This is a genomic window from Streptomyces sp. NPDC000594 (assembly GCF_040299965.1).
In the GTDB taxonomy this organism is placed as follows: Bacteria; Actinomycetota; Actinomycetes; order Streptomycetales; family Streptomycetaceae; genus Streptomyces.
In genome coordinates, this window is sequence record NZ_JBEPCY010000068.1 from 1 (window position 1) to 9,348 (window position 9,348).

At 72.5% G+C, this 9,348-nt stretch carries 5 protein-coding genes and 1 pseudogene; 3 read left to right on the plus strand and 3 right to left on the minus strand.

Translation table 11 applies throughout. The annotated features are described in order from the left end of the window. Positions 1-391: 391 nt before the first annotated feature. Positions 392-967, minus strand: coding sequence for a MarR family winged helix-turn-helix transcriptional regulator (locus tag ABT354_RS37745; RefSeq protein WP_351502552.1), 576 nt, complete (start codon positions 965-967; stop codon positions 392-394). Positions 968-1,113: 146 nt separating this feature from the next. Between ABT354_RS37745 and ABT354_RS37750 the strand changes: the two genes are divergently transcribed. After that, entirely contained in the window at positions 1,114-2,382 is a 1,269-nt protein-coding gene (locus tag ABT354_RS37750; RefSeq protein WP_351502560.1) for an MFS transporter, read from the plus strand. A 217-nt stretch (positions 2,383-2,599) separates the two neighbouring features. On the opposite strand, the gene ABT354_RS37755 is transcribed toward ABT354_RS37750, so the two are convergent. Both ABT354_RS37755 and ABT354_RS37760 read right to left on the minus strand, forming a co-directional pair. Next, complete coding sequence (locus tag ABT354_RS37755; RefSeq protein ID WP_351502554.1) at positions 2,600-4,408, minus strand: ATP-binding SpoIIE family protein phosphatase; 1,809 nt, start codon at positions 4,406-4,408, stop codon at positions 2,600-2,602. A 169-nt stretch (positions 4,409-4,577) separates the two neighbouring features. Then, positions 4,578-6,128 carry an NAD(P)/FAD-dependent oxidoreductase gene (locus tag ABT354_RS37760; RefSeq protein WP_351502556.1) on the minus strand — a complete coding sequence of 517 codons (1,551 nt, stop codon included), beginning with the start codon at positions 6,126-6,128 and terminating at the stop codon, positions 4,578-4,580. Positions 6,129-6,453: 325 nt separating this feature from the next. Here ABT354_RS37760 and ABT354_RS37765 point away from each other — a divergent pair, with 325 nt between their 5' ends. Both ABT354_RS37765 and ABT354_RS37770 read left to right on the plus strand, forming a co-directional pair. Then, positions 6,454-7,260 (plus strand): TetR/AcrR family transcriptional regulator, encoded by an 807-nt coding sequence (locus ABT354_RS37765; protein ID WP_351502558.1) that lies wholly within the window; start codon positions 6,454-6,456, stop codon positions 7,258-7,260. A 609-nt stretch (positions 7,261-7,869) separates the two neighbouring features. Then, positions 7,870-9,273: pseudogene (locus ABT354_RS37770) on the plus strand (sigma-70 family RNA polymerase sigma factor); the annotation flags it as partial. Positions 9,274-9,348 lie beyond the last annotated feature (75 nt).

Genomic DNA, 9,348 nt, shown 5'->3' on the forward strand with positions numbered 1-9,348 from the left:
TGCTCCGACTTTATCAGATCCTTTCGGGCCTGATTCCCGGTCGAAATCGGGTTGTCTTTCCGGCTGTTGGGCCGTTCCGACGCTCAAACTCTAGCGGATTTCCCAGGAGGCTCATAATCGAGTCTGTCGCAATGGATTTCAGACAGGCCGAAATCCATCCCGGTCCGGGAGATCGTGCGGAGTTTGGTTGCCGCTGCTGCGGCGGGAGTGGCTGTCTCGGAACCGCTTCCGGTCCGGGACAACTCGAAGAACCTTACGGACCGGTGAAGTCCATGTCAACTTGCCTGGGCCGTCCGGGGCATCACCCCGGGATCGCCCTCTCACCCCCGGGGAGAGCCCCGGTCCGGGCCCGGCCGAGCCGGGCCCGTCGGGCCTCGCGGGCCCTGTCCCTCTAGTCGAGGTCGGTGAGCCGGCCGCCGGCGTCCGGCTGGGCGTGCTCGACCCGGCGCAGCACCCGGATCAGCAGTTCCCCGAGGACGCCCCGCTCCTCGCCGGTGAGGTCCTGGAGGAGGTCGCCCTCGAAGTCGGAGGCCATGCGCATCGCCTCCAGCCACTTCGTCCGCCCCTCGTCCGTCAGCTCCACGATGACCCGGACGCGGTTGTTCTCGTCGCGGTCACGGGTGACCAGGCCCTCGCTCGCCATGCGGTCGATGCGGTGGGTCATGGCGGCGGGGGTGAGGCCGAGGCGCTTGGCCAGCTCTCCGGGGCCCATCCGATAGGGGGTGCCCGCGAGGACGAGGGTCTTGAGGACCTCCCACTCGGCGTTGCTGATGCCGAGCGTCGCGACCTGGCGGCCGTAGGCGACGTTCATCCGGCGGTTGAGCCGGCCCAGGGCCGAGACGACCTTCTCGACCTGGGGGTCGAGGTCGCCGTACTCACGCTGATAGGCGGCGATCTGCTCGTCCAGGGTCGGCTCCTGGATCGCCGCACCCGTCACTGCTGGGCCCTCGGGGCTCGCGTTAGGCATACGCCGCAGTATGGCACGCGACTCATTGGCCTTGAAGTCCTTCGATGTGTATTGTTAAGGATCTAACTTTAGTGTTGAAGTCTTCAGACTTCACTCCTTCTAGATCATCAAGGCAGGTGAGTGTGACCAGGGTGACGGGTGCAGCCATGCGCCGGATCCAGGCAGGGAACGCGCTGAGCGCGTTCGGACTCGGCTTCACGGTTCCGTATCTCTACGTCTATGTGGCGCAGGTACGGGATCTCGGCGCGACGACGGCGGGAGCCGTCCTCGGAGTCTTCGCCATGGCCGCACTGGTCGCCCTGCCGTTCACGGGACGGATCATCGACCGGCGCGGGCCCCTGCCGGTGCTGGTGGGCGCAGCACTGCTGGCCGGTGCCGGTGCCGTCTCGATGGGCCTGGCGGGCGGGGTGCAGTCCGTGGTCCTCTCCGCCGCGCTGCTCGGAGCCGGTACGGCGGTGATGCAGCCCGCGCTCGCCACGATGATCGTCTGGTGCTCGGACGCCACCTCGCGGACCCGGGCCTTCGCCATGCAGTTCTTCCTCCAGAACCTGGGACTGGGTCTGGGCGGACTGATCGGCGGGCAGATCGTGGACAAGAGCCGCCCGGAGAGCTTCACCCTGCTCTTCGGCATCGAGGCCGTCATGTTCCTGGTCCTCGCCGGGCTGGCGCTCACCATCCGGCTGCCCCGGCCGACCGAGAACCCCGCCGTGCGCGCCGCGGCCGACGGCGGGCGGGGCGGGCTGCGGGTCCTGCTCGGCCACAAGGCGATGGTCCAGCTGTGCGTCCTCGGCTTTGTCCTCTTCTTCGCCTGTTACGGACAGTTCGAGTCGGGCCTGGCGGCCTATGGCACCGAGGCGGCGGGCATCGAGCCCGCGACCCTGGGCACCGCCCTCGCGGCGAACACCGCGGTGATCGTCCTCGCGCAGTTCCTGGTGCTGAAGTTCGTGGAGCGCCGCAAGCGCACCCGGATGATCGGTGCGGTCGGCCTGATCTGGGCGGTCGCCTGGATCCTGGCCGGGTACGCGGGTCTCGGCGGGGGCAGCCAGGCCATGGCGACGGCCGCCTTCATCTCCACCTACGCGCTCTTCGGCCTCGGTGAGGCGATGCTCGCGCCGACCGTCGCGCCGATGGTGGCCGATCTGGCCCCGGAGTCGATGGTCGGGCAGTACAACTCGGCGTTCGCGCTGGTCAAGCAGTTGGCCCTGGCGATCGGACCGGCCGTGGGCGGGCCCATGGGAGCCGCGTGGCACGCCCCGTACATCGTGACGTTCGTGCTCTTCTCACTCGGTATCACCGTGCTCGCGGTGCGGCTGGGCCGGCAGCTCACCCCCGTACAGAACCATCCGTATCTGGTGGCGAAGACCCGGGTGGTGGCCCAGCACAAGCCCACCGAGCAGGTGCAGGCGGCGGCCTGACACCCCTCGGGGGCACCACCACGAACGGCATCGCGAGCGGCAGCACCGGCGGCGGCTAGGTCGTCTCTTTCGGATCTTGCTGGGCTCGCGTGCCCTGGCACCGCACCTCGCCGCGTTGTCGTCAATCACCAATGCTCCGCAGTGGCTCAATCCTCCGCCTTGCGATGCACAGCACCAGACCCCGCTCCCTGATCCAGCCTGATCCGAAAGAAACTCCCTAGGCGGGAAGGGCGAATTCGCACCAGACCGCCTTGCCGCCGCCCGGCGTTCTGCGGCAGCCCCAGGAGGAGGCGATCGTCGCGACGATGGAGATCCCCCGGCCGGACTCGTCCTCGCTCTCGGCCCGGCGGCGGCGGGGCAGGTGGTCGTCGCCGTCGGTGACCTCGATGATCAGCCGGCGGTCGGTGCGGCGGAGGCGCAGCCGCATGGGCGGGGTGCCGTGCTGGAGCGAATTGGCCACCAGCTCGCTCGTGGCCAGCACCCCCAGGTCGTGCAGTTCCGGCGAGAACCGCCAGGAGGCCATCACCCCGGAGGCGAAGGCACGCGCCCGGGGCGCCGCCTCCGTACCGCCGAGCAGGTCGAGCGCCGCGTTGTGGAACAGCTCGGCCGACGGTCCGCTGCGGAACGGGTGCTGGACGACGAGGATGGCGACATCGTCGTCGTGGTCCGCGGTCACCCCCTGGGAGCGCAGCAGCCGGTCGCAGACGACCTGGGGGCCGCCGGTCGCCCCGGACAGGGCGCGTTCCAGCGAGGCCACCCCTTCGTCGATGTCCTCGCCGCGCCGCTCGACCAGACCGTCCGTATAGAGGACGGCGCTGGATCCGGGGGGCAGGGCGATGGTGCCGGAGGTGTGCAGCCAGCCGCAGGTGCCGAGCGGCGGCCCGGTCGGTTCGGCGGCGCGGCGCACGGTGCCGTCCTCGTCGCGCACCAGGATGGGGAGGTGTCCGGCCGAGGAGTAGACGAGCCGGCCCTCATTGGGGTCGTGGACGGCGTAGACACAGGTGGCGATCTGGCTGGCGTCGATCTCGGCGGCCAGCCCGTCGAGGAGCTGGAGCACCTCGTGCGGGGGCAGGTCGAGCCGGGCGTAGGCGCGTACCGCGGTACGGAGCTGGCCCATGACGGCGGCGGCGCGCACGCCCCGGCCCATCACATCGCCGATGACCAGGGCGGTACGGCCGGCGCCGAGGGTGATCACGTCGTACCAGTCGCCGCCGACGGCCGCGTCCTCGCTGCCGGGCTGGTAGGTGGCGGCGATCCGCAGATCGTCGGGCTGCTCCAGCTCCTGGGGGAGGAGGGAGCGCTGGAGGGTGACGGCGGTCTCGCGCTGGCGGCGCTCGCTGGCGCGCAGCCGCTCGGCGGCCTCGGCGTGGTCGGTGACGTCGGCGGCGAAGACCAGGACGCCGCTGCCGTGGCCGGGGATGTCGATGGGCAGGCAGGTGACGGTGTACGAGCCGCCGGAGGCGGCCCTGCGGGACTTCACGGTGCGGGTCCGGCCGCTGCGGAGGACCTGGTCCATCAGCGGGGGCAGGCTGAGTTCGGCCAGCTCGGGGCAGGAGTCGACGGCGCGCAGTCCGATGGGGCGGGGGCCGAAGGCGGCGGCGTAGGCGTCGTTGGCGTAGGCGATGCGGTGGTCGGTGCCATAGGTGAGGAGGACCAGCGCGGGGAGGCGGCCGAGGATCTCGCGGAGGGGGAAGTCGTCGAGGGCGGGGGCGCCGGGGAGGGGTGCGGGGGTGCCCTCCCTGCCGGTCCCGTCGGACGACGCGGTCGCTCCGGGGGCGCCGCCGGTGCGGTCGGCGGGCCGGTCGCGGTCGCTCCCCTCGGCCCCGGTCTCTCCTCGTCCGGTCTCTCCCCGGGCGGCGGGGACCGGGCTGTCCCCGCGCCCTTCGGCCGCCCTGCCGTCCCCCTGGCCGCCGCCGTCCCGCTGGGCCGGGCGCGGAGGTGCCGTGGAGATTCCTCGGTCTGACCTCCGTGCTGCGGCGCGGCGCTGCGTACCGGGGAGCCTTGCGCTCCAACGCGTGAAGTTCACTGACTTTCTAGCCTCAAAGGTTGTCGCCAAGGGTCACAGGGGTCACTCTGTGCAAATGTGAGCCCACCTATGGTCACACGTCCAGTGTGACCGAACGTACGGACAGTCGGTGTCGTACGGGCGTCTGCCGGGCCTGATCGAGGTGGCCGTCAGGCCCCGTTCACCGCCGTCAGGTGCTTCCGGGGGTGCCGTCGCCCGGTGGGGGCTTCGGCGTGTTCCGGTCCCCGTCACCGCCCCCGTGCCCATCCGCTTCCGCTCGCGCGCCACCGCCGGGGCCGCCCGTACCGCCCGTACCGCCACCGGCCGGGTGGCCATGACCGTGGCCGTGGCCCGCCGCCGTCGCGAACTCGGCGCGCGGGTGTTCCAGCGAGCCGAGGGAGACGATCTCCCGTTTGAAGAGCCCGGCGAGGGTCCACTCGGCCAGGACCCGGGCCTTGCGGTTGACGGTGGGGACCCGGCTGAGGTGGTAGACGCGGTGCATCAGCCAGGCGGGGTAGCCCTTGAGCTTGCGTCCGTACACATGGGCGACGCCCCGGTGCAGACCGAGGGAGGCGACCGAGCCGGCGTAGCGGTGCTCGTACGCCTTCAGTTCGCCCGCCGTCCGGCCGTGCAGGGAGGCGGCGAGATTCTCGGCCAGGACCCGGGCCTGGCGGACGGCGTGCTGGGCGTTGGGGGCGCAGGTGGCCTCCGGGTCGTCGGAGGTGAGATCGGGGACGGCGGCGGCGTCCCCCGCCGACCAGGCGTGTTCGGTGCCCTCGACGGTGAGGGCGGGGGTGCAGCGGAGTCTCCCCCGGCCGTTGCGGGGCAGATCGGTGGCGGCGAGCAGCGGGGAGGGTTTGACGCCCGCCGTCCAGACGACCGTACGGGTGGGGAAGCGGCTGCCGTCGCTGAGGCGGGCGATCCGGTCCTCGCAGGAGTCGAGCCGGGTCTCCAGGCGTACGTCGATATTGCGGGAGCGCAACTCACGGATGGCGTAGCGGCCCATCTCGTCGCCGACCTCGGGGAGGATGTGGTCGCTGGCCTCCACGAGGATCCATTTCAGGTCGGCCGGCTTGATGTTGTGGTAGTAGCGGCAGACATAGCGGGCCATGTCCTCCAGTTCGCCGAGGGCCTCCACCCCGGCGAAGCCGCCGCCGACGAAGACGAAGGTGAGGGCGGCGTCGCGGAGTGCGGGGTCGCGGGTGGAGGAGGCGATGTCCATCTGCTCGATGACGTGGTTGCGCAGCCCGATGGCCTCTTCGAGGGTCTTGAAGCCGATGGCGTACTCGGCGAGGCCGGGGATGGGGAGGGTGCGGGAGATGGAGCCGGGGGCGATGACGAGTTCGTCGTAGGTCAGCTCGATGGCGCCGGTGCCCTCCTCGTCGGTGGCGAGGGTGGTGACGGCCGCGGTGCGCTTGGCGTGGTCGACGGCGGTGGCCTCGCCGATGACGATGCGGCAGCGGCTCAGCACCCGCCGGAGCGGGACCACCACATGGGCCGGGGAGATGGAGCCGGCCGCCGCCTCGGGGAGGAACGGCTGATACGTCATATAGGGGTCGGGCGTGATCACCAGGATCTCCGCCTCGCCGCGTGCCAGCTCCCCCTTGAGTCTGCGCTGGAGATGGAGAGCGGTGTACATCCCGACATAGCCGCCGCCGAGGACGAGGATCCGCCGCCCGAGGGGGCGCGCGGACGGCGGGGTGCCGGGGATCTCGTCCCGGGAGTCAGCTTCCTTCACCATCCCATGACGCAACGGTCCCCGGCGTTTGTCCACAGGCCCGGCAAATTGTGTGACCGGAGGGTGCGGGCGGGCGGGCCGGGCGGCGCTCTCGGGGGGCGGGAAAGGTGCGCAGGTCAGGGGTGGGGACAGGGGCATAGGCCGGGGGCGTAAACGGTAGCCTTCCGGTCCTTGCTCCGATCGGGGGGCGCTCCGTGCGGAACTACCCCCTTCTGAATTGACCCCAGCTCAACTATGTTCGTACCTCGTCGGGGTGCTCGGTCAAGGCATGCCCGGCAGACCAGGTGGGGGGTCTCCGGGGGGAGACACAGTGACCGGGGGAACCCGTATGACCATTCAGGATTCGCAGTGGCAGGCTGCCGTTCCGTCGACCGCGGACACGCAGGTGCAAGGCGGGAACACGGGCAGCGACGGGAACGGACGGGTGGGATCGGGCGGAGTCGGCCGCTCGGCGCCGCTGCGCGTGGACGCGCAGCGCAATCTGGAGCATGTGCTGAGGGCCGCGCGTGAGGTCTTCGGCGAACTGGGTTACGGGGCGCCGATGGAGGATGTGGCGCGCCGGGCCCGGGTGGGTGTGGGGACGGTGTACCGCCGGTTCCCGAGCAAGGATGTGCTGGTACGGCGAATAGCCGAGGAGGAGACCTCCCGTCTGACCGACCAGGCGCGTACCGCGCTGGGGCAGGAGGAGGAGCCGTGGTCCGCGCTGGCCCGGTTCCTGCGGACCTCGGTGGCCTCGGGCGCGGGGCGGCTGCTGCCGCCGCAGGTGCTGCGGGTGGGTGTCGATCCCGACGACCCGGTCCGGGGGCGGGACGAGACCCGGGTGCCGCAGCAGCGGGCGGGTGTGGTGCCGGGTGCTCCGGTGGCCGCCGGTCCGCCGGAGCTGCGGATCGTGGGCCAGGCCTCCGGGTCCTCGGAGGACCGGGACGACGCGGGCGCCTCCGAGCTGCTGGAGGTCGTGGGGCAGTTGGTCGACCGGGCGCGGGCTGCGGGTGAGCTGCGCGGTGATGTGACCGTGGCGGATGTGCTGCTGGTGATAGCGACGGCGGCGCCGTCGCTGCCGGACGCGGCGCAGCAGGCGGCGGCGTCGGCGCGGCTGCTGGACATCCTGCTGGAGGGGCTGCGGCCCCGGTCGTAGTCACCGCTGGTGACGGCCGGTCGCGGTCGCCGACCGTGGCCACCGGTCGTCACCGCCGGTCGAGGTCGCCAGCCGTGGTCGTCGGTCGTGGTCGTCCGTCCGGGCCTGCGGCGCGCAGGCGGGCCCGGGTCACGGCATGGATCACATGGATCACTCCGATGGTTCGGTGCCACCCGACGGTCCGGTCCCGCCCGATGGTTCGGTGCGGTCGGCGCGGCTCGGCATGGTTCAGCGCGGTTCAACGCCGTGCGGCGCCGTGCGGCGCCGTGCGCGCCCGGTGGTCCGGCAAGGGCTCCGGCGGTGGCCGTGGTGCGCCGCCGGGGGTCCCGTCGGCCGGGGGACCGGTGTGCGCCGTGCGGGGGCCGTGCGCGCTTCGCGTCTCCCGTCCGGCCAACCGACGGCCGGTACGGCCCTGTTGAGGCTCCTCCGGGAAGGTGGTTGCCTGTTTCATCGACACGGCGGGATCGCGCGCCGATTTCGATCAGCTCTCCCCGGATGAGTGGTTGACGTCCGGGGACGGCCGGCGCGCTGTTGCCGTGTGGCACTCTGGCCCGGTGTTCGGGTCTGAGGTGCTGACGGTGGCTTCCGCGATGAATGAGGGTTTCCGCGATGAGCGGTGACGGGCGGGACACACGGGGCGAACCCGTGGGGGGCTCGGACGGTACGGAGGACAGGACCCGAGAGGGCTGGACCGGAGCGGCGCCCTCGGCGCCGCTCTCGCCCCAGGTGCCGGGGCAGGGCGGACCCGGTGGCCGCGGTGGTGGCCGTCCCCCCGGGGGCCCGGGGGCGCCCGGCGGTCCCCGGGTGCCGGTGGATCCCCGTAACCCCGCGCCCTCTCGTACACCCGCCGTCCCGCCGGCCGGCGCCTCGGGTCCGCCGGCTCCGACGGGGCCGTTCGACGCGCGTCCGTCCGTACCCGCGCAGGGGACCGGGGGGATCCGTACGGGTGGCTCCGCCGGGTCCGCACCCTTCGCGGCGGGGCCCCGGCCGCCCGCCGTGCCGCCGCAGCGGGAGCGTCCGCGCGGCCCGTCGGACTCGGTGCTGCCGCCGCCCCGGGAGACCGGTCCGTCCGACGCCGAGCTGATCCTGCTCATGCGCGCGGGGGACGACGGCGCCTATGCCGAGCTGTTCCGGCGTCACTCCGATGCCGTACGCCGCTATGCGCGCAGCTGCTGCCGGGACGCGCACACGGCGGACGATCTGACCGCCGAGGTGTTCGCCCGGACACTTCAGGCGGTACGGGGCGGAGCCGGCCCCCAGCAGGCGGTACGGGCCTATCTGCTGACCACCGTGCGCCGGGTGGCGGCGGGCTGGTCCAGGACGGCCAAGCGGGAGCACCTGGTCGAGGACTTCGCGGTGTTCGCGGCGGAGGCGGCGCGCACCACGGACGCCACCGCGCAGGTCACCACCGATCTGGGCGCGGATGTACGGGCGATGCGGGAGGCGGAGCGGTCGCTGGCGATGCAGGCGTTCCGGTCGCTGCCGGAGCGCTGGCAGGCGGTGCTCTGGCACACCACGGTCGAGGAGGAGTCCCCCAGCGAGGTGGCGCCCCTCTTCGGGCTGACGGCGAATGCCACGGCGGTGCTCGCCAGCCGGGCCCGGGAGGGGCTCAAGCAGGCCTATCTCCAGGCCCATGTGAGTTCCGCGCTCACCTCGGGCGGGGACTGCGCCCGGTACGCGGACCGGCTGGGGGCGTATGCCCGGGGCGGGCTGCGGATGCGGGCCGAGCGGGGGCTGCGCAAGCATCTGGAGGAGTGTGCCAAGTGCCGACTGGCCGCCGGTGAGCTGGCGCATGTGAACGCCGGGATCCCGGCGCTGCTGCCGGTGGCGGTGATCGGCTGGTTCGCGGCCGGGTACTCGCTCAAGGCCGCCGGGATCGCCGCCGGAGGGGTGGCGGGCGCGGCCGGTGCCGGGGCCGCCGCGGCGGCCACCGGGGGTGGCGCGGGAGCCGGGGGCGCGGCCTCCCCGGCCGGGGGCGCCGCCGCCGAGGGGCTGGGCGCGCCCGCCAAGGCGGTCGCCGTGGACCACGAAGTCGATGGTCATCTCGTGCCGGACGGCGTCCCAGCTCCGCACGGTGTAGGTGCGGTT

What these genes read in the sequence shown, in the direction of transcription:
- ABT354_RS37765 (WP_351502558.1), top strand. Translation starts at nt 6,454, where the DNA reads ATGACCATTCAGGATTCGCAGTGGCAGGCTGCCGTTCCGTCGACCGCG.
- ABT354_RS37745 (WP_351502552.1), bottom strand. Translation starts at nt 967, where the DNA reads ATGCCTAACGCGAGCCCCGAGGGCCCAGCAGTGACGGGTGCGGCGATC.
- ABT354_RS37750 (WP_351502560.1), top strand. Translation starts at nt 1,114, where the DNA reads ATGCGCCGGATCCAGGCAGGGAACGCGCTGAGCGCGTTCGGACTCGGC.
- ABT354_RS37760 (WP_351502556.1), bottom strand. Translation starts at nt 6,128, where the DNA reads ATGGTGAAGGAAGCTGACTCCCGGGACGAGATCCCCGGCACCCCGCCG.